We start from the raw sequence: 18695 nt of genomic DNA on the forward strand, positions 1-18695 counted from the left end.
AAGAAGCTCCCGGTCGGTCGGCGGGAACAACTGGCGCCGGTGCGCGGCCTCTTGTCCCCCGGTGGCGGACTCTGCACGGTACGTTACCGAACCCGCCGCCGGGGCTTAAGGACAGCGCGTCAGAAGACGACCTCCGCCTCGTCCATGCGGTACGCCGGCACCCGCTTCAGCTCCCGGGTCGCCTCCGCCAGCGGGGCCATCACGATGTCCGTCCCCCGCAGCGCCGTCATCTGCCCGAAGTCGCCGCGGTGCACCGCCTCCACCGCGTGCCACCCGAAGCGCGTCGCCAGCACGCGGTCGTACGCCGTCGGCGTGCCGCCGCGCTGGACGTGGCCGAGGATGACCGGCTTGGCCTCCTTGCCCAGGCGCCGCTCCAGTTCGCCGGCCAGGCGGTTGCCGATGCCGGTGAAGCGCTCGTGGCCGTACTGGTCGATCTCGCCCTTCTGGTACTCCATCGTGCCCTCCGCCGGGTGCGCGCCCTCGGCGACGCAGATGACGGCGAACTTCTTGTGCCGGTCGAAGCGCTCCTCGACCATCTTGCACAGGTTGGCGATCTCGAAGGGACGCTCCGGCAGGCAGATGCCGTGCGCGCCGCCCGCCATGCCGGACTCCAGCGCGATCCAGCCCGCGTGCCGGCCCATGACCTCGACGACCATGACCCGCTGGTGGGACTCGGCGGTGGTCTTCAGCCGGTCCATCGCCTCGGTGGCCACGCCGACGGCCGTGTCGAAGCCGAAGGTGCGGTCGGTGGCGGAGATGTCGTTGTCGATGGTCTTCGGTACGCCGACGACCGGCATCCCCGCGTCGGCGAGCATCGCCGACGCCGTGAGGGTGCCCTCGCCGCCGATCGGGATGAGCGCGTCGAGGGCCAGCTCGCGGCTCAGCTCCTCGGTGTTCTCGCAGGCTTCGCGGAGCCGGTCGCGCTCCAGCCGGGACGAGCCGAGGACGGTGCCGCCGCGGGCGAGGATGCCGCTGACGGCGTTGAGGTCGAGCTTGCTGTACCGCCCTTCGAGCAGTCCCTTGAAGCCGTCCTCGAATCCGATCACCTCGTCGCCGTGACCGGCCACGGCGCGGTGGACCACCGACCTGATCACCGCGTTCAGGCCGGGGCAGTCTCCGCCTGCCGTGAGTACTCCGATGCGCATGTCTCTCCTGCTCGGTGCCGTCGCATGCATGCTCGATGCCGATTCTCCCATGCTCCGGGAGTCACTCGTCCGAACAGCCGGTTAACCCTCTGTCACACTCGGCGGTCACCTCGCCGTCACCCCCGGGGGGGCAGAGCCGCCCGCACCCCCGCCCCCGCGCCCCGCCCCCGTACCCGCCGCAGTACCCGCCGCCCTTCGCGCGCCCCGCCCCCTGCCCGACTGTATGGTCGAACAGGACCGCGACGGACGGGACGGATGGAGTGCAGGAGTGACCCGCAGCGTCTACGTCGCCGGCATCGGCCGCGGTGACGGCCGTCAGGTCGTCGAGCTGGGCATGATGGAGCTGCTCTCCCGCCAGGTCGACCGGGTGGGGATCTTCCGCCCGCTGGCGCACGCCGACGCCGATGCCCGCGACCCCGTCTTCGACCTGCTCCGCGCCCGCTACCGGCTGAGCCAGCCGCGCGCCGGGGTGCTCGGCATGACGTACGGGCAGGCGTCCGCGCTCCAGGCCGAGGAGGGTACGGACGCGCTGGTGGCCCGGCTCGTCGGGCGGTTCCACGAGATCGCCGCCGACTACGAGGCCGTGCTCATCTTCGGCAGCGACTTCGCCGACACCAACATCCCCGCCGAGCTGGCGCTCAACGCCCGCCTCGCCAACGAGTGCGGCGCCGCCGTGCTGCCCGTCGTCGGCGGCGCCCAGCAGTCCGCGGAGTCGGTGGTCGCCGAGGTGCGCAACGCGCACGACGCGTACACCTCCCTCGGCTGCGACGTGCTGGCGATGATCGCCAACCGGGTCGGCCCCGACGCCGCCCCCCGGGCCCGCGCCGCCGCCGCGGACATCGGTGCCCACCTGCCCGTGCCGGTGTACGTCATCCCCGAGGACGCCGGCCTCGCCGCCCCCACCGTCGCGCAGATACGGGACGCCCTCGGCGCCGGGCTGCTGGCCGGCGACGCCGGCGGGCTGGCCCGTGACGTACGCGACTTCGTCTTCGGCGGCGCGATGCTCCCGGCGTTCCTGCCGGCCCTCAGCGAGGGCTGCATGGTCATCACCCCCGGCGACCGCGCCGACCTCGTCGTCGGCGCCCTGGCCGCGCACTCCGCCGGCTCCCCCGCCATCGCCGGGGTGCTGCTCACGCTGGACGAGCGGCCCGGCCCCGACATCATGGCGCTGGCCGAGCGGCTGGCGCCGGGGACGCCGCTGCTCACGGTGGCCGAGGGCTCGTTCCCCACCGCCGCCGCGCTGGTCGGGCTGCGCGGCGAGCTGAACGCCGCGACGCCGCGCAAGGCGGACATCGCCCTCGGCCTCTTCGAGTCGCACGTCGACTCCGCGCAGCTCACCGGGCGGCTGGCGGGGGCGGCGAGCGGACGCGTGACGCCGATGATGTTCGAGCACATGCTGATCGAGCGGGCGCAGTCCGGCCGCAAGCACGTGGTGCTGCCGGAGGGCACCGAGGAGCGGGTGCTGCTGGCGGCGGAGGTGCTCGTACGGCGCGGGGTGTGCGATCTCACCCTCCTCGGCGAGGAGCAGACGATCCGCAAGCGCGCCGCGGAGCTGGGGCTGAGCCTGCCGCTGCTGAGCGCGGACGCCCCCTCGGCGCGGCCGGACGGACCGGCCACGGCCCGGATCACCGACCCCCGCGTCTCGCCGCTGCGGGAGAGCTTCGCCGAGCTGTACGCGCAGTACCGCTCGCACCGCGGCGTCAGCGTGGAGCTGGCGTACGACGTGCTGGGCAACGTCAACTACTTCGGCACCCTGATGGTGCAGCAGGGCCTGGCCGACGCGATGGTCTCCGGCGCCGCGCACTCCACGGCCGCCACCGTCCGCCCGGCGTTCGAGGTCATCAAGACCGCGCCGGGGGCCGCGATCGTCTCGTCCGTCTTCTTCATGTGCCTCGCGGACCGGGTCCTGGTGTACGGGGACTGCGCGGTCAACCCGGATCCGAACGCCGAGCAGCTCGCGGACATCGCCATCCAGTCGGCGGCGACGGCCGCGCAGTTCGGCGTCGAGCCGCGGGTGGCGATGCTGTCGTACTCGACCGGCACCTCGGGCTCCGGCTCGGGCGTCGACAAGGTGCGGCGCGCGACCGAGCTGGTCCGGGCCCGCAGGCCCGACCTGGAGGTGGAGGGCCCGATCCAGTACGACGCCGCCGTGGACGCCACCGTCGCCGCCGCCAAGATGCCGGACTCGCGGGTCGCGGGACAGGCCACGGTGCTGGTCTTCCCCGACCTCAACACCGGCAACAACACGTACAAGGCGGTGCAGCGCACGGCCGGCGCGATCGCCGTGGGACCCGTGCTCCAGGGGCTCAACAAGCCGGTGAACGACCTGTCCCGGGGCGCGCTCGTCCAGGACATCATCAACACCGTCGCCATCACCGCCGTACAGGCGCAGGGCACCGCCGCCCCCGCGAAGGACGGCCGCCCGTGACCGCGCAGACCCGGATCCTGGTGCTCAACTCCGGCTCCTCGTCGCTGAAGTACCAGCTCATCGACATGGCGGGGCCGACGCCCGGCGCCGACCGCCCGGCCCGCGGCATCGTCGAGCGGATCGGCGAGCCGCGGGCAAGCGGCGGCGTACCGGACCACGCCGCGGCGCTGCGCGCCGTCGGCGCGGAACTGGCCGCCGCGGGGCACGGTCTGGACGCGCCCGACCTGCTGGCCATCGGCCACCGCGCCGTCCACGGCGGCACCCGCTTCACCGAGCCGGTCCTCGTCGACGACGGCGTGCTGGACGAGATGGAGAAGCTCGTCCCGCTGGCGCCGCTGCACAATCCGGCGAACATCGCCGGCATCCGCGTCGCCCGCGAGCTGCGCCCCGACCTGCCGCAGGTCGCCGTCTTCGACACCGCCTTCCACGCCACCCTCCCCGAGCACGCCTGGCGCTACGCCCTGGACACGGCCACCGCCGACGCCCACGCCATCCGCCGCTACGGCTTCCACGGCACCTCTCACGCCTACGTCTCCCGCGCCACCGCGCAGTTGCTCGGCCGCGACCCGGCGGACCCCGGGGACTTCAACGTCCTCGTGCTGCACCTCGGCAACGGCGCCAGCATCTCGGCGGTTGCCGGCGGCCGGTGCGTGGAGACGTCGATGGGGATGACCCCGCTGGAGGGCCTGGTGATGGGCACCCGCAGCGGGGACCTCGACCCGGCGGTGGTCTTCCATCTCGCCCGCGAGGCGGGCATGGACACGGACGCGATCGACACGCTGCTGAACAAGCGGAGCGGCCTCGTCGGCCTCTGCGGCGACAACGACATGCGGGAGATCGGCCGCCGGATCGCCGAGGGCGACGAGCGCGCGCGGCTGGCCTTCGACGTGTACGTCCACCGCATCCGCAAGTACGTCGGCGCCTACACCGCCGTGCTGGGCCGGGTGGACGCCGTCGCGTTCACCGCCGGCGTCGGCGAGAACTCCGCCGCCGTACGGGAGGCGTCGCTGCGGGGCCTCGGAGGTCTCGGCATCGAGCTGGACTCCGTACGCAACGCGGTACGCGGCTCCGCACCCCGCGTGGTCTCCGCGCCCGGCTCCCGGGTGACGGTCGCCGTGGTGCCCACCGACGAGGAGCTGGAGATCGCCACCCAGACCCGCGACCTGGTCCGCGGCGGCGGCCCGGCGCTCCCCCCACCGGAATAATTCCGGTCGAGAACAAACCGATAGGATGCCGCCATGCGCCGAGCGAAAATCGTCTGCACCCTGGGTCCCGCCGTCGACTCCTTCGAGCAGCTCAAAGCGCTGATCGAGGCCGGCATGTCCGTGGCCCGCTTCAACATGAGCCATGGCACCCAGGCCGAGCACCAGGAGCGCTACGACCGGCTGCGCAAGGCCGCGGAGGAGACCGGGCGGCCCATCGGCGTGCTGGCCGACCTCCAGGGCCCGAAGATCCGGCTGGAGACCTTCGCCCAGGGCCCGGTGGAGCTGGCGCGTGGCGACGAGTTCACGATCACCACCGAGGACGTGCCCGGCGACCGGACCATCTGCGGCACCACGTACAAGGGCCTGCCCGGTGACGTCTCCCCCGGCGAGCGCATCCTCGTCAACGACGGCGCGGTCGCGCTGGAGGTGCTGGAGGTGCGCGGCCCCGAGGTGCGCACCATGGTCATCGAGGGCGGCGTGGTCTCCGACCACAAGGGCATCAACCTGCCCGGCGTGGCGGTGAACGTCCCGGCGCTCTCCGAGAAGGACGTGGACGACCTGCGCTTCGCCCTGCGCATGGGCTGCGACATGGTCGCGCTGTCCTTCGTCCGCGACGCCGGCGACATCGGCGACGTGCACCGGGTGATGGACGAGGTCGGGCGGCGGGTGCCGGTCATCGCCAAGGTCGAGAAGCCGCAGGCGATCGACCACATGGAGGAGATCGTCCTCGCCTTCGACGGCGTGATGGTGGCCCGCGGCGACCTGGCGGTGGAGTATCCGCTGGAGAGGGTGCCGATGGTGCAGAAGCGGCTGATCGAGATGTGCCGCCGCAACGCCAAGCCGGTGATCGTCGCGACCCAGATGATGGAGTCGATGATCAGCTCCTCGCGTCCGACGCGCGCCGAGGCGTCCGACGTCGCGAACGCGATCCTGGACGGTACGGACGCGGTGATGCTGTCCGCCGAGTCGTCGGTCGGCAAGTACCCGATCGAGACGGTCAAGACGATGGCGCGGATCGTGGTGGCGGCGGAGGACGAGTTGCTGTCGCGCGGGCTGCAGCCGCTGGTGCCGGGCAAGAAGCCGCGTACGCAGGGCGGTTCCGTGGCCCGGGCGGCGTGCGAGATCGCGGACTTCCTGGACGCGCAGACGCTGGTGGCGTTCACGCAGTCCGGGGACACCGCGCGGCGGCTCTCGCGCTACCGCGCGTGCCAGCCGATCCTGGCCTTCACCACCGACGAGCACACGCGCAACCAGCTCACGCTGAGCTGGGGCGTGGAGCCGGTGCTCGTGCCGCACGTGGACAACACCGACGCGATGGTGGATCTGGTGGACGCGGAGATGTTGAAGCTCAACCGCTTCCGCGAGGGCGACACGATGGTCATGACCGCCGGGTCGCCGCCCGGGGTGGCGGGCACCACGAACATGGTGCGCGTGCACCACCTGGGCGGCGAGCGCTGAAGCCGGGCGGCACGGCCAAGCGCTACTCGATGGTGTTCTCGAGGCCCGGCACGGTGAGCGTGCCGCCGAACTGACCGGCCTGGACGACCCGGACGTCGGTGAAGAACGCGAACGGCAGGTCCAGCGGCGGCGGGCTCTCGGGGCTGAACGTCATCGGGATCAGCCCGAAGAGATCTCCCTTCAGCTCCTCGGTGTACATGGTCACGGTGCCGTTGCGGATGGTGGACGTGCTGCCCTCGTCGGCGCGTACGTGCGTCGTGTTCCTGCCGGGTCCGACGACGGTCTGGTGCAGGTCGCGGATGTCGACGCCGTCGTCGGCGGTGTACTTCAGCACCTTCTTGACCTTGCCGCTGTAGGTCTTCACCTCGACGATGCCGTGGTACTTGAGACCCTTGAGGGTGAGCTTGGTGCTGTCCAGCCGCCACGGGTCGTCGGGCAGCAGCGGCAGCCCGGGTTCGAGTGCGGCGTCCGCCAGTGCCTCGGGGTCGGGGGTGGGGCAGGGGAACGGCTCCTTGCCGTCCGCGTCCGGGGCGGCGTCGTCCCCGGCGTCCGGCTTCTCGTCCGCGGGATCCCGGGCCGTGTCCCGTACCTTGTCGTCCAGCTCTTCCACGGTGGCGCCCGCCTCTTCTGCGGCGTCGCGTACGGCCTTCTCCCTCTCGCGCCGCTCCTCGTCCGACGCGGCGCCGGAACCGGAACCGGAGTCCTTCACGCCGTCCGAACCCGTACCCGGGCCCGAACCGGCGGAGCCGGCACCGGAGTCGGCGCCGTCCGGGCCGCCGGACGGCTCGGCCCCGGGCTCCGCTCCGGGGTCGTCCCGGCCGAGCAGCCCGTCCAGGGTGTCGCCGAGGCCCAGCGGGTCGTACCAGGGGCGGGACTCCGACGGCGAAGGACTCGGCTCCGGCGCGCCGGCCTCCCCGGCGCCGCCGCCGTCCGGCCCGCCGCCGGAGGCACCGCCCGGGCCGGAGCCCGAGCCGCCACCGCCGCCCGGCCGCTCCGCCGCGGACCCGTCGTCCGTCGCCGACGGACTCGGCGAAGGACCGCCGCCCGGCTGGGCCGACTCCCCGGCGCCCGGCGCCTCTTCGCCGTCCCGGGCCCCCGGCGCGTCCCCGGCGTCCGCCGTCTCCTCGTCCTTCGGCTCCTCCGACTGCTCCGCGCACGGCCCCGGCCGCCAGCGGTCCGCCGGGTCGTCCTCGGCGATCGCGGGCCGCGGCGTGAGCCCCAGCCCCAGGAAGACCGCGGTGGGCATGGCTGCCAGGGCTATCGCCTTGCCCGCCGGCACCCGGCCGAGCAGCGACCTGCGGGGTGCCGCGTGCCGCGGCCCCCGGCGTACCGCCCTCGCGTGGTCATCCGGCCGCACGGTGCCTCCCGCCGTCGATGTCCTCCAGCACGTCCACGCCCGGCTCGCCGGCGCCGGCTCTCTTCTCCTCCGCCGCGCCGTCCGCGGTCCCGTCCGCCGCCCCGTCCTCGGAGTCGGCGGCACCGGAGTCGCCGGCGGCCGCCGCGGCCCCCGGCACACCCGGCGCCCACGACACGGCCAGCGCCCCGCCGATCAGCGACAGCAGGAAACCCACCAGCAGCCCGCCGAAGTTGGACACCGGAATCGACACCAGCGCCAGCACGATGGAGGCGACGCCCGCGAACACCCGGACGACGGCGTGGAACCACATGGTCAGCCCGAGCGTCACCAGCAGCACGCCGATGATCAGGCCCCCGGCCCCCGCCTGCGTCGCCATCTGCAGGCTGAGGTTGCCGAGCTTGATGTTGTAGTACGGCAGCGCGCCGATCGGCACGCCGCCCGCGATGGTCAGCAGACCCGCCCAGAACGGACGGGAGCCGCGCCAGCCGCGGAATCCCAGCCGCCAGGTGTGCAGACGGTGCAGCAGGTCCGTCAACTCGGCGCTCATGAAAACAGCTCCCCGGTACGGCGGTGCGGTGCGGTCAGTGGGGGGTCCGGCGGGGAGCGGTACGCGCCTCCCCGCCGGCCGAGTGCGTGGTCAGAAGCACTCTTTGACGCCCTTGTGCAGCTTCATGCTGAGCCCGCTCAGCTTGAAGGTGCCGGCGCTGGTGGCCCAGGCGGTCTGCTTCACGTCCGTGAGGACGGCTCTGTCGGCTTCCTGCGCGAACCCGTTCGGGTTCGCGTTGTCGCCCTTGCCGATGCCCGGCCCCTTGGTGCTGGACCCGGCGGCCACACCGATGTTGATGTTCTCGAACGTCGCGTCGGCGTCGAGCTGCGCGATGTCGATGTAGAGGTTCTTCGCCTCCACCGGCTTGTCGTCACCGGCCGTCAGCACCAGGCTGACCGAGCCGATGAGCGGGACGTCGGGCGTGACGACCGACTGGCACATGCCGTTGATCTTCGCTTCCTTGAACGCGGAGATCGCGACCGGCCGGGTGGCCTCGTCGCCCTCCAGGTCGTGCCCGCTGTCGACGCCGCTGTACTGCACGAAGCCGACGCCCTCCAGCCGGTCCGCCGTGACCTTGAACTCCTGGCCCGACACGCTGAACGACGCCGCCAGCGCGCCCTGGCTCAGCGCCACGCCGATCGCGGCGGTCGCCGCCAGGCTCGGCACCATGACCACGGCGAACCGCTTCCACCTGGTCCCACCACGTGCCTGGGACTCCATGCCTCTCCTCCTTCTCGGACGTACGTCCTGGGCCCGTGGGCCGGTCCTCGGGAGCGAGGAGGATCCGCACGCGCTCGCGGGCGCGGCTCTGCGGGTCCGGTACGGGCGCGGACGCGCTACGTCGAAGGGGGCGTTACCCCCGAGCGACTCGTTGTCCGGACAGGCTCCGGTCCGCGGGAACGGTCCGCGGAAACGGGGAACCCCCCTGTCCGGATGGCGATCGTGGTCCATCGGAAGGGGGGCGCACAAGGGGTTCGTTACCAACGGGTAACGCGAGGGCGAGGCAGATCCGGCCACGATGGCCGGATCCTGCACCCTGGGTCGCCGCCGGGCGCGGACGTACCCGACGACATGGCATGACAAAGGCGGTCATCTGACAGCGCGTCAGTTACTCCGAGTAACAGCCCTGCTCACAGTCAATTTTTGGCAAAGCAGCACGGGCTGTCACCCTACGTCAACCCGTGCTCAGAACAGCACCCGGGCCAGCGCCTGCCGCCCCGCCACCACCCGCGGATCGTCGCCGCCGACGACCTCGAACAGCTCCAGCAGCCGCACCCGCGCGGCCTGCCGGTCCTCGCCCGCGGTCCGCGCGACCGTGTCGACCAGCCGCCCGAACGCGTCCTCGACGTGCCCGCCGACCAGGTCCAGGTCCGCGACCCGGATCTGCGCCGCCACGTCCGACGGCGCGTCCGCCGCCTCCTTGCGTACGGCCGCGGGGTCGAGCCCCTCCACCCGCCGCAGCAGCTCCGCCTGCGCGAGGCCCAGCGTGGCCTCCACGTTGCCCGGGTCGTCGGACAGCACGTTCTGGTACGCCTGGATCGCACCGCCGAGGTCGCCCCGGTCCAGCGCGTCACCGGCCGCCGCCAGCGCGCTGTCGTACGGGCCCGCCGGCTCCTCCGGCGCCTCCCCCTCACCGGCGGCGTCCTCGCCGGCCGCGGCGTCCTCGGCGGCCACCGCCTGCCCGACGATGCCGAACTGCTGCTCGGCGACCTTGATCAGCTCGTCCAGCACCTGGCGGATCTGCGGCTCCGGCGCGGCGCCCTGGAACAGCGGGATGGCCTGCCCGCCGACGACCGCGAAGACCGCGGGGATGGACTGGACGCCGAACTGCTGGAACAGCATCTGGTTCGCGTCCACGTCGATCTTGGCCAGCACGAACCGCCCGGCGTACTCCTGCGCCATCCGCTCCAGCAGCGGGCTGAGCTGCTTGCACGGCTGGCACCACTCGGCCCAGAAGTCGACGACGACCGGGACCTCGGTGGAGCGCTGCAGGACGTCCTGCTGGAAGCCGGCCTCGTCGACATCGATGACCAGCGCACCGGCGCCGGGCGCGGGCACCCCGTCCCTGGCGGCCTGGGCCCGGGCCGCCTCCGCCTTCTCCTTGGCCTCCGCGGCCGCCTTCACCGCGGCCAGGTCGACCGCTCCGCTCATAGACATGTTGCGTGGCTGCATACGCCCTATCCTCCCCCCTTCGCACGGTGCATTGAACGGACGGGCCGCGGATGACCCGTCGAACCCGCCCGGAAGGGTTCGTCCCGGGCGGGTTCCAAGGTGCAGCAGAAGACACCGGTCGCTCGGGGGTGACTTACGCTACGGGCCGTAGCGTAACCCACCTGCGGCGGCGGGGAGAAGGGATAAGGTCCAGCTCATGAGCCACGAGACGCCCGCCGCGCGGCGCGCGGGCCGGCCGCGCAGCGCGGCCGCGGACCGGGCCATCCTGGACGCCGCCCGGGCCGCGATCGCCGAGACGGGCTGGGCCGGGGTGACGCTCGGCGGCGTCGCGGCCCGCGCCGGAGTGGCGAAGACCACGCTCTACCGGCGCTGGCCGGGCAAGAACGAACTCGTCCTGGACGCGCTCGCCGACCTCTTCGACTCGCTGCGGCTGCCGGACCACGGCAGCCTGGCGCGGGATGTGGAGGGCGTGGTGCTGCAGTTCGCCGAGTTGCTGCGGGAGCCGCGCACCCGCGGCGCGCTGATGGCCGTGCTGGCCGAGGCGACCCAGGACGCGGCGCTGCGCGAGCGGATCCGCGGCGCCATCGTCGACCGGCAGCGGCATCTGGTGCTGCTGGGCCGCGCACGGGCGCAGGCGCGCGGGGAGTTGCCGGCGGAGCCGGACGCCGCGGCGGCGGACCGTACCGCGGACATGATCTTCGACGTGATCGCCGGCTCCGTGCTGCACCGGCTGCTGGTCAGCGCGGAACCGGTGACGGCCGCGTGGGCGAAGGCGTTCGCCACCCTGCTGACCGGGGGCCTGGCCGCCCTGACGGACCCGGCGCCCGACCCGGCCGCGGGCAGCGGGGATCCGTCCGCGCAATAGGTCCTTCGGGCCTGTCCCGGCCGCGCCCGGAGCGGGATGCTGGCAGCCCACCTCGAAGGAGGGGCCCATGAAGGCGATCGTCCAGGACCGCTACGGCCCGGCCGGGGTGCTGCGGCAGGCCGAGATCGCACGGCCGGAACCGGGTGCGGGCGAGATCGTCGTACGGGTGCGCGCCGCGGGACTCGACCCCAGCGTGTGGCACCTGATGACCGGACTCCCGTACATGATGCGCCTGATGGGCTTCGGCCTGCGCCGGCCGAAGGACCCGGTCCGCGGCTGGGACGCCGCGGGGACCGTCGCGGCGGTCGGCGCGGGCGTCACCCGCTTCGCGCCCGGCGACGAGGTGTTCGGCGTCGGCAGCGGCGGGACCTTCGCGGAGTACTGCCGGGGCGCCGCGGAGATGTTCGCGGCCAAGCCGGCGGCCGTGGACTTCGAAGCCGCGGCGGCCGTGCCCACCTCCGCGATCACCGCGCTGCGCGCGCTGCGCGACGCCGGCGGGCTGCGGACGGGCGGGCGCGTCCTGGTCCTCGGCGCGGGCGGCGGCGTGGGCACGTTCGCCGTCCAACTGGCCAAGGCGCGGCAGGCGGAGGTCACCGGCGTCTGCGGTACGGACAAGACGGAACTGGTCCGCTCGCTCGGCGCGGACCACGTCGTCGACTACACCGAGCGGGACGTCACCGCCGGCACCGCCCGCTACGACCTCGTCCTCGACACCGCGGGCAACCGCCCGCTCGCCGCGCTGCGCCGCGTCCTCGCCCCGCGCGGCACGATCGTGCTCGTCGGCGGCGAGGGCGGCGGCAGATGGACCGGCGACCTGCGGCGCTCGCTCGGCGGCTCCGTGCGCTCGCTGTTCTCCGCCCGGAAGGTGAAGGCGCCCTACGTGCGCCCCCGGCCGGAGGACGTCGAGGAGGTGCGCGGCCTGCTGGAGTCCGGCACGATCACGCCGGTCGTCGGCCGGACGTACCCGCTCGCCGAGGCCGCCGAGGCGGTCCGGGACTGGGAGAAGGGCCACACGCGCGGCAAGTCCGTCCTCGTCGTGTGACCCCGCTGCCCTCGCGCACGTACGGACCGGCCCGCACGCGGTACGGACCGGTCCGTGCGCGTACGGGCCGGGCCGCGCGCGTACGTCAGAAGGCCGCCGGCTCGGTGTAGACGCCCCACTCGTCGCGCAGCGCGTCGCAGATCTCGCCGAGCGTGGCCTCGGCCCGTACCGCCTCCAGCATCGGCTCGATCATGTTGCCGCCGTCCCGGGCCGCCGTGAGCATGGCCGCCAGCGCGGCGCGCACCCGCGCGTCGTCGCGGGCGCCCTTGCGGACGCCCAGCGTGCGCACCTGCTCGCGCTCCACCTCGTGGCTGACCCGCAGGATCTCCAGGTCGCCGGTGACGGAGCCGGTGTGGCAGTTGACGCCGACGATCTTCTTGTCGCCCTTCTCCAGCGACCGCTGGTAGCGGAAGGCCGACTCGGCGATCTCGCCGGTGAACCAGCCGTCCTCGATGCCGCGCAGGATCCCGGACGTGATCGGCCCGATGGGGTGCCGCCCGTCGGGGTGGGCGCGCCGGCCGCGCTCGCGGATCTGCTCGAAGATCTTCTCCGCGTCGGCCTCGATCCGGTCGGTGAGCTGCTCGACGTACCAGGAGCCGCCGAGGGGATCGGCGACGTTCGCGACGCCGGTCTCCTCCATCAGCACCTGCTGGGTGCGCAGCGCGATCTCCGCGGCCCGCTCGCTGGGCAGCGCCAGGGTCTCGTCCAGGGCGTTGGTGTGCAGCGAGTTGGTGCCGCCGAGGACCGCGGCCAGCGCCTCGACGGCGGTGCGCACCACGTTGTTGTACGGCTGCTGTGCGGTCAGCGAGACGCCCGCGGTCTGGGTGTGGAAGCGCAGCCACTGCGCCTTCTCGCTGCGCGCCCCGTACACGTCGCGCAGCCAGCGGGCCCAGATGCGGCGCGCGGCGCGGAACTTGGCGATCTCCTCGAAGAAGTCGACGTGGGCGTCGAAGAAGAAGGACAGCCCGGGGGCGAAGGCGTCGACGTCGAGCCCGCGGGACAGGCCCAGCTCCACGTAGCCGAAGCCGTCGGCGAGGGTGTACGCCAGCTCCTGCGCGGCCGTCGAGCCGGCCTCGCGGATGTGGTAGCCGGAGACGGACAGCGGCTTGTACGCGGGGATGCGCTCGGCGCAGTACTCCATCAGGTCGCCGATGAGGCGCAGGTGCGGCTCGGGCTGGAAGAGCCACTCCTTCTGCGCGATGTACTCCTTGAAGATGTCGGTCTGCAGCGTGCCGTTGAGCACGCCCGGGTCGACGCCCTGGCGCTCGGCGGCGACCAGGTACATGCAGAAGACGGGGACCGCGGGGCCGCTGATCGTCATCGAGGTGGTGATGTCGCCCAGCGGGATGTCGCGGAAGAGCACCTCCATGTCTGCGGCGGAGTCGATGGCCACGCCGCAGTGCCCGACCTCGCCCAGCGCGTGCGGGTCGTCGGAGTCGCGGCCCATGAGGGTGGGCATGTCGAACGCGACGGACAGGCCGCCGCCGCCGGCGCCGAGGATGAGCTTGTAGCGCTCGTTGGTCTGCTCGGCGTTGCCGAAGCCGGCGAACTGGCGGATGGTCCACGTCCGGCCGCGGTAGCCGGTGGCGTACAGGCCGCGGGTGTACGGGTACTCGCCGGGCCAGCCGATGCGCTCGAAGCCCTCGTAGACGTCCCCGGGGCGCGGGCCGTAGACCGGCTCGACGTCGTCGCCGGAGAGCGTGGTGAAGTCCGCCTCGCGCTTGCGGGCCGCGTCGTAACGCGCCTGCCAGCGGCGCCGGCCTTCTTCCATGGCCGCAGCATCCATGCCCGTACCGCCTCTCTCTGCGCGCGGATCGCGCGGCGCATTTAATAGGACGTCCTACTAAGTGTTGCATGCCCCGGGCCCGCGCGCGGCATACGCGGCCGGGGAGTGGGGGTGGTCACGGCGCGTTTCCGGCGGGGTTTAGGCTCGATGCCATGAAGAAGAGCGTCCTCACCCGCTACCGCACGATGGCGTACGTGACCGGCGTGCTCCTCGTCCTGCTGACCCTGGGCATGATCGGCAAGTACGCCCTGGACCTCTCCGGCGCGGACGGCTTCACGAAGGTCGTGAGCATCGCCCACGGCTGGCTGTACATCCTCTACCTGGTGTTCGCCTTCGACCTCGGCTCCAAGGCGAAGCTCCCGGTCGGCAGGCTGGTCTGGGTGCTGCTCGCGGGGACGGTGCCGACGGCGGCGTTCTTCGTGGAGCGGAAGCTCACCCGGGAGGTCGGGCCGCTGGTCGTCCGCGAGGGCGAGCCCGCGGCGGCGAAGGCGTAGGCAGGCGCGGGACGGCCGGGCGCGGGACGGCGGAGCACGCGCCGGCGCGCGGCCGCCGGACTACTGCTCGAAGTCGCCCGCGGCTATCCGCAGCGGGCGGAGCATGGCGAAGATCTCGGCGCACTGCTCCTCGTCGTACGCGCCGAGCCCGAAGTCCATCGCCATCAGGTCGCGCGTCGCCTGCTCGACGACCTCGCGGCCCCGGTCGGTGATCGACGCGAGCGTGCCCCGGCCGTCGTTCGGGTTGGGCCGCTTGGCCACGTAGCCGGACCTGACCAGCCGGTCGACGGTGTTGGTCACCGACGTCGGGTGCACCATCAGCCGCTCGCCGATCTTCGACATCGCCAGCTCGCCGGCCTTGGAGAAGGTGAGCAGCACCAGTGCCTCGTAGCGCGCGAAGGTCAGCCCGTACGGCTTGACGACGGCGTCGACCTGCGCCAGCAGGATCTGGTGGGCGCGCATCACCGAGGTGATGGCCCCCATCGCGGGCACGGCTCCCCACCGCTGGCGCCAGAGTTCATCGGCGCGCGCGATGGGGTCGAACGACAGGCTCAGCGGCTTCGGCACGTCGCCGACCCTACCGCCCGGTCACGTCGCGGTCAGCCCGGTCTCATCCTTCGGTCGGGTCCTGCGCACTTCCAGAACGACCAGCAGCGAGCACACCGTGCCGGTCACGCCGACCCCGGCGACGGCCAGGTGCACCGGGGCGAACTCCGCGACCGCGCCCGCGGCCGCCATGCCCACCCCCTGCAGCGTCATCAGCCCGGCGGTCTGCAGCGTCATCGCCCGGCCGCGCATCTCCTCGGGCACGGCGGCGACGAACCACTGGTCGAGGCCGAGCGAGTACGAGATGCCGAAGCCGGTGAGCACCAGCAGCGGCAGCGCCCAGCCGAAGGACGGGTGCATCACGAAGCCGATCGCGGGGACCGTCGCGAACACCGCCACCGGGAAGACGATCCGTTCCCTGCCGCGCGGCCCGAGCAGCGAGCCGGCCAGGATCTCGCTGGTGACCGCGCCGATCGGCATGCCGGTCATGAGCAGCCCGAGCCCGAGGGCGCCGATGCCGAGTTCGTCCGCGTACGCGGCCGCCAGCGCCTCGGGGGCGACGACGAAGGTCGGCGGTATCCAGGTGAGCAGCATCAGCGCGCGGATGCGGCGGTCGCGCAGGAAGGTGCCGGCGGCGGCGAGCGAGGCGCCTACGGTGCTCGTGCGGCCGGGCGCCCCCGCGGCGCCCCCGGCGGCGGTACGGGCCGGGCGGGCGCGGGTGCCGAAGCGCAGCACCAGCGCCGAGCCGAGCAGTCCCACCGCGGTCAGCGCCAGGGTCGCGCGCGGGGAGAACGCCGCCAGCAGCCCGCCGAGGGCGAAGCCGACCAACTGCGCCGCCTGCGCGGTGAGCCGGATGACGGACCGGCCGAGGACGAACCGGTCGCCGGTGCCGAGGATGTCGGCAAGCGTGGCGATCCGGGTCCCGGTGAAGACCGGCGAGATGACCCCGGCGACACAGCGCAGCACCAGCAGCGCGGCGATGGGCATGCCGGGCAGCACCATCGCGGCGAAGCAGACGGCGGCGATCAGGTCGCAGGTCACCAGCACCCGGCGGGCCGGGACGCGGTCGGCGATCGAGGACAGCAGGGTCCCGCCGACGAGGTACGGGAGCAGGCCGACGCCCAGGGTGAGGGCGCTCAGCAGCGGGGAGCCGGTGCGGTCGTAGACGAGGACGGTCAGCGCGATGGCCGCGACGACCTCGCCGAGGATCGACATGACGTGCGCGGCGAAGACGAACCGGAACTCGCGGACGCGGAAGACGTCGGCGTAGCGGGAGCGCGGGTCGGCGGCATCGCCCGCGGGGGCGGGGGCCGGGACGTCCCCCCGGCCGGACGGCGGGGCCGCGGGCACGGGTGCGGCCGCGCCGTCCGGGGCTGTGGTGTCGCTCATCCCCGGAGCCTCGCCCGCCGTCGGCGGGGAGCCGTAGTCTTTCGGCACCAGCCGAATCAGTCAGGCAGCAAGGAGGGCGCCCGTGCCGGTGTACATGCGCTTCGGCTCCGACGACCTGCTGCGCTGCCGCTTCGCGGTCTCCCCGGTCTTCGAGACCCACGAGGCGGTACGGACGCTGCGCCGCACCGAGCGGCACGGCTACCACCGGCCGTGGCTGCGCCGCCTCGGCGACGCCGCCGCCGGGCTCGACCTCGGCGCGCTGTGGATCTTCATGCCGCACACGGGGAACGGCTACACCCCGGACTTCCTCGGCGGCCCGCCGCACGCGGCGTACACCTCGGTGGCCGAGGGGCTGGCCCGGCTGCGCGCCACCGACCCGGCGCTCGCGCACGCGGAGATGACCCTCTCGTTCAGCACCATGCCCGGCACGGCCGAGTCCCCGCTCGGCCGCAAGCTGCTCGACGACCCGGCCGCCGCGATCGAGCTGATGGCCGACGTCACGGAGCGCGCCTGGCACGCGCTGGTCGAACCGTTCTGGCCGCGGGTGCACGACCTGCTGGAGGCGGACATCGACTACCGCGCCCGGCAGCTCGCCTCCGCGGGCCTCGGCGAGCTGTTCGCGCTGCTGCACAACCGGCTGTCGTACGAGGACGGCCTGCTGACCGTGCGCACCAAGAACGACTACTACTACGAGCGCGACCTCGCCGGCGACGGTCTGCTGCTGATGCCCAGCGCTTTCGCCTGGCCGGACGTGGTGACCGGCTTCCAGCCTCCCTGGCAGCCCACCGTCATCTACCCCGCCCGCGGCGTCGGCACCCTGTGGGCGGAGCCCGGACGCGAGGCGGCGCAGGCGCTGGGGCGGCTGCTCGGCGCCGGCCGGGCCGCGGTCCTCGCCGCGCTCGACGAGCCGGCCTCCACCTCCGCGCTGGCCCGCCGGCTCGGCCTGGCCCCCTCCTCGGTCTCCGCGCACCTGACCGTGCTGAAGGCGGCGGGCCTGCTGACGTCCCACCGCGAGCGCCACCGGGTGCTCTACGAGCGCACGCCGCTGGGCGGCGCGCTGGCCGCGGGCGGCTGACGCCCATCCGGACGCCTCGGGCCCGCGGCACCGGCCGCGCGGGCGCGGCGTTCCGTAGTGAAAGATCCGCTCATGTCACGATCGACGGGTTCTGTTCGATCGCCTCCCGCGGGAGAAGTGCATGTCGGCGCGGATCCGTACGCTCACCAGCCTCCTGCTCCTCGGGGTCCTGCTCGGCTGCACGCCCGGGGACGGCGACGGTGACGGGGCCGAGCCGCGGGACGGCGAGCGGGCGCGGCCGGCCTCGGCCGCGAAGACGCCGTTCTGGGTGGACCCCGGCTCACCTGCCGCCCGCCAGGTGCAGGCGTACAAGCAGCAGGGGCGGGCGGAGGACGCCGCGCTGCTGGAGCGGATCGCGAGCCGGCCGGTCGCCGAGTGGCCCGCGGGGCACGACCCCGGCGGCGACGTGCGCAACGCGGTACGCGGCGCGGAGGCGGGCGGCCGCACCGCGGTGCTCGTGGCGTACAACATCCCGCACCGCGACTGCGGCCAGCACTCCGCGGGCGGCGCCCCCGACGCCGCCGCGTACGAGCAGTGGATCGGCTCCTTCGCCGACGGCATCGGCGACGCGAAGGCGCTGGTGATCCTCGAACCCGACGCCGTCCCGCACGTCGTGGACGGCTGCACCCCGCCGGAGCTGCACGAGGAGCGCTACCGGCTGATCTCCGGCGCCATCGCCCGGCTCAAGCAGCACCCGGGCGTCAAGGTCTACCTCGACGCCGGCAACTCCTCCTGGATCGCCGACCCGGGCCGGCTCGCCCAGGCGCTGCGCCAGGCGGGCATCGGCGCGGCGGACGGCTTCGCGCTCAACGTCTCCAACTTCCAGCGCACCGCAGAGCAGCTCGCCTATGGCCGCCGGCTCTCCGACCAGTTGGACGGCGCCCACTTCGTCGTCGACACCAGCCGCAACGGCAAGGGCCCGCTGACCGGCGCCCCGGACCAGGTGTGGTGCAACCCGCCGGGCCGGGCGCTCGGCGAGCCGCCGACCACGCGCACCGGCGACGAGCGGGCCGACGCCTTCCTGTGGGTCAAGCGCCCCGGGGAGTCGGACGGGCCGTGCCGCGGGGGCCCCAAGGCCGGCACGTGGTGGCCGGACTACGCCCTGGGCCTGGCCCGCCGCGCGGGCTGAGTACCCCGGCGCGGACGCGCGGCGGGGCGGGCGCACGAACGGCAGGACGCTCCCGTA

Annotated in this window: 16 protein-coding genes; 8 read left to right on the forward strand and 8 right to left on the reverse strand. The window is 73.6% G+C overall.

Translation table 11 applies throughout. From position 1 onward, the window contains the following. Window positions 1–119: 119 nt before the first annotated feature. The gene (locus ACFYVJ_RS23925) at window positions 120–1145 is read right to left on the reverse strand and encodes a 6-phosphofructokinase (protein ID WP_388894886.1); all 1026 of its coding nucleotides are present in this window, start codon (window positions 1143–1145) and stop codon (window positions 120–122) included. 268 nt (window positions 1146–1413) lie between these two features. On the opposite strand from ACFYVJ_RS23925, the gene pta reads away from it, so the two are divergent. Genes pta through pyk form a run of 3 tightly spaced genes read left to right on the forward strand, consistent with a single transcriptional unit; the run spans window position 1414 to window position 6236 of the window. Then, window positions 1414–3573, forward strand: coding sequence for a phosphate acetyltransferase (gene pta / locus ACFYVJ_RS23930; protein WP_388894889.1), 2160 nt, complete (start codon window positions 1414–1416; stop codon window positions 3571–3573). After that, on the forward strand, window positions 3570–4778 hold the full coding sequence (locus ACFYVJ_RS23935; protein WP_388894892.1) for an acetate/propionate family kinase: 1209 nt from the start codon (window positions 3570–3572) through the stop codon (window positions 4776–4778). The genes pta and ACFYVJ_RS23935 overlap by 4 nt, the downstream gene beginning before the upstream one ends. Before the next feature lie 33 nt (window positions 4779–4811). Then, window positions 4812–6236 (forward strand): pyruvate kinase, encoded by a 1425-nt coding sequence (gene pyk, locus ACFYVJ_RS23940; protein WP_388894895.1) that lies wholly within the window; start codon window positions 4812–4814, stop codon window positions 6234–6236. Window positions 6237–6258: 22 nt separating this feature from the next. On the opposite strand, the gene ACFYVJ_RS23945 is transcribed toward pyk, so the two are convergent. The 4 genes from ACFYVJ_RS23945 to ACFYVJ_RS23960 form a co-directional block, all read right to left on the reverse strand. Further along, window positions 6259–7593, reverse strand: a complete 1335-nt coding sequence (locus ACFYVJ_RS23945) for a hypothetical protein (RefSeq protein ID WP_388894898.1) — start codon at window positions 7591–7593, stop codon at window positions 6259–6261. Then, on the reverse strand, window positions 7580–8140 hold the full coding sequence (locus tag ACFYVJ_RS23950) for a DUF6114 domain-containing protein (protein ID WP_388894900.1): 561 nt from the start codon (window positions 8138–8140) through the stop codon (window positions 7580–7582). Before ACFYVJ_RS23950 ends, ACFYVJ_RS23945 begins: the two co-directional genes overlap by 14 nt. Before the next feature lie 90 nt (window positions 8141–8230). Next, the gene (locus ACFYVJ_RS23955; protein WP_388894903.1) at window positions 8231–8860 is read right to left on the reverse strand and encodes a DUF6230 family protein; all 630 of its coding nucleotides are present in this window, start codon (window positions 8858–8860) and stop codon (window positions 8231–8233) included. A gap of 465 nt (window positions 8861–9325) precedes the next feature. Then, window positions 9326–10312: a tetratricopeptide repeat protein gene (locus tag ACFYVJ_RS23960; RefSeq protein ID WP_388894906.1), complete on the reverse strand. Its 987-nt coding sequence runs from the start codon at window positions 10310–10312 to the stop codon at window positions 9326–9328. Between the two features lie 196 nt (window positions 10313–10508). On the opposite strand from ACFYVJ_RS23960, the gene ACFYVJ_RS23965 reads away from it, so the two are divergent. Both ACFYVJ_RS23965 and ACFYVJ_RS23970 read left to right on the forward strand, forming a co-directional pair. Next, a complete protein-coding gene (locus tag ACFYVJ_RS23965; protein WP_388894909.1) occupies window positions 10509–11177 on the forward strand; it encodes a TetR/AcrR family transcriptional regulator in 669 nt (222 codons plus the stop codon). A gap of 67 nt (window positions 11178–11244) precedes the next feature. Beyond that, on the forward strand, window positions 11245–12219 hold the full coding sequence (locus ACFYVJ_RS23970) for an NAD(P)-dependent alcohol dehydrogenase (protein ID WP_388894912.1): 975 nt from the start codon (window positions 11245–11247) through the stop codon (window positions 12217–12219). Window positions 12220–12304: 85 nt separating this feature from the next. Here the strand turns inward: ACFYVJ_RS23970 and ACFYVJ_RS23975 are convergent, their stop codons facing one another. Next, window positions 12305–14005: a methylmalonyl-CoA mutase gene (locus tag ACFYVJ_RS23975; protein ID WP_388894915.1), complete on the reverse strand. Its 1701-nt coding sequence runs from the start codon at window positions 14003–14005 to the stop codon at window positions 12305–12307. 152 nt (window positions 14006–14157) lie between these two features. On the opposite strand from ACFYVJ_RS23975, the gene ACFYVJ_RS23980 reads away from it, so the two are divergent. After that, window positions 14158–14499: a DUF3817 domain-containing protein gene (locus tag ACFYVJ_RS23980; protein ID WP_388894918.1), complete on the forward strand. Its 342-nt coding sequence runs from the start codon at window positions 14158–14160 to the stop codon at window positions 14497–14499. Between the two features lie 60 nt (window positions 14500–14559). On the opposite strand, the gene ACFYVJ_RS23985 is transcribed toward ACFYVJ_RS23980, so the two are convergent. Together ACFYVJ_RS23985 and ACFYVJ_RS23990 are read right to left on the reverse strand one after the other, a co-directional pair. Continuing rightward, window positions 14560–15066: a MarR family winged helix-turn-helix transcriptional regulator gene (locus ACFYVJ_RS23985; protein WP_388894921.1), complete on the reverse strand. Its 507-nt coding sequence runs from the start codon at window positions 15064–15066 to the stop codon at window positions 14560–14562. 21 nt (window positions 15067–15087) lie between these two features. Next, window positions 15088–16434, reverse strand: a complete 1347-nt coding sequence (locus ACFYVJ_RS23990; RefSeq protein ID WP_388894924.1) for an MFS transporter — start codon at window positions 16432–16434, stop codon at window positions 15088–15090. Between the two features lie 82 nt (window positions 16435–16516). Here ACFYVJ_RS23990 and ACFYVJ_RS23995 point away from each other — a divergent pair, with 82 nt between their 5' ends. Beyond that, window positions 16517–17509 carry a DUF5937 family protein gene (locus tag ACFYVJ_RS23995; protein WP_388894927.1) on the forward strand — a complete coding sequence of 331 codons (993 nt, stop codon included), beginning with the start codon at window positions 16517–16519 and terminating at the stop codon, window positions 17507–17509. Between the two features lie 121 nt (window positions 17510–17630). Then, window positions 17631–18638 (forward strand): glycoside hydrolase family 6 protein, encoded by a 1008-nt coding sequence (locus tag ACFYVJ_RS24000; RefSeq protein WP_388894930.1) that lies wholly within the window; start codon window positions 17631–17633, stop codon window positions 18636–18638. Window positions 18639–18695: the final 57 nt, after the last annotated feature.

This window comes from Streptomyces sp. NPDC004134 (genome assembly GCF_042874195.1).
Taxonomy (GTDB): domain Bacteria; phylum Actinomycetota; class Actinomycetes; order Streptomycetales; family Streptomycetaceae; genus Streptomyces.

Bases quoted from the DNA above. Each gene is read 5' to 3' on its own strand.
- ACFYVJ_RS23960 (WP_388894906.1), bottom strand. From the start codon at position 10,312: ATGCAGCCACGCAACATGTCTATGAGCGGAGCGGTCGACCTGGCCGCG.
- pyk (WP_388894895.1), top strand. From the start codon at position 4,812: ATGCGCCGAGCGAAAATCGTCTGCACCCTGGGTCCCGCCGTCGACTCC.
- ACFYVJ_RS23980 (WP_388894918.1), top strand. From the start codon at position 14,158: ATGAAGAAGAGCGTCCTCACCCGCTACCGCACGATGGCGTACGTGACC.
- ACFYVJ_RS23965 (WP_388894909.1), top strand. From the start codon at position 10,509: ATGAGCCACGAGACGCCCGCCGCGCGGCGCGCGGGCCGGCCGCGCAGC.
- ACFYVJ_RS23955 (WP_388894903.1), bottom strand. From the start codon at position 8,860: ATGGAGTCCCAGGCACGTGGTGGGACCAGGTGGAAGCGGTTCGCCGTG.
- ACFYVJ_RS23950 (WP_388894900.1), bottom strand. From the start codon at position 8,140: ATGAGCGCCGAGTTGACGGACCTGCTGCACCGTCTGCACACCTGGCGG.
- ACFYVJ_RS23975 (WP_388894915.1), bottom strand. From the start codon at position 14,005: ATGGATGCTGCGGCCATGGAAGAAGGCCGGCGCCGCTGGCAGGCGCGT.
- ACFYVJ_RS23925 (WP_388894886.1), bottom strand. From the start codon at position 1,145: ATGCGCATCGGAGTACTCACGGCAGGCGGAGACTGCCCCGGCCTGAAC.
- ACFYVJ_RS23970 (WP_388894912.1), top strand. From the start codon at position 11,245: ATGAAGGCGATCGTCCAGGACCGCTACGGCCCGGCCGGGGTGCTGCGG.
- ACFYVJ_RS24000 (WP_388894930.1), top strand. From the start codon at position 17,631: ATGTCGGCGCGGATCCGTACGCTCACCAGCCTCCTGCTCCTCGGGGTC.
- ACFYVJ_RS23990 (WP_388894924.1), bottom strand. From the start codon at position 16,434: ATGAGCGACACCACAGCCCCGGACGGCGCGGCCGCACCCGTGCCCGCG.